Here is a 460-nt window from a genome sequence, read left to right on the forward strand (position 1 = left end):
AATATCTTGCATGATTTGTCCGTATTGGCGAAATGCTGCGCCTTGTCTTCGCAGGTGCTTTCGGTCGTTTCACACGATACCGTGACAAAGCTTTCGTTGATTTTCAATACCTTGGGATTTTGATCCGACCGCGCTACTGCCTTCAGGGTAAACCGCCCGTCCGGCGTGCCTTTGGCGTCGCCTTGCACCTTGATGCAAAAATCGCCGATTTCCTTAATCGGCAAATCCGGCCATTGGGTGGAACTTTGTTTGAAACTTCCGTTTTTTTGATAAAAACGCTCCAGAAATTGGGCGTTTTCCAGCATGGCGGTCCGCACTTCCTGCAGCTTGGTATTTTCAACATATTTTTGGTAAGACGGGTAGGCAATCGACGTTAAAATCCCCACCGTCATGATGGTAAAAACCAGTTGAGACAAAGAAAATCCCCGCTGAATTTCCTTCATTCCGCCCCCTTTCGAAA

General features: G+C 47.6%; 1 protein-coding gene. It reads right to left on the minus strand.

Annotation, left to right across the window (positions count from 1 at the left end; translation table 11 throughout):
* Positions 1–443 (minus strand): type IV pilin protein (locus HMPREF2726_RS01260; protein ID WP_070601926.1); only part of this gene is annotated, 443 nt, incomplete at its 3' end.
* Between the last annotated feature and the right edge of the window lie 17 nt (positions 444–460).

Source organism: Neisseria sp. HMSC074B07 (assembly GCF_001810355.1).
GTDB lineage: Bacteria > Pseudomonadota > Gammaproteobacteria > Burkholderiales > Neisseriaceae > Neisseria.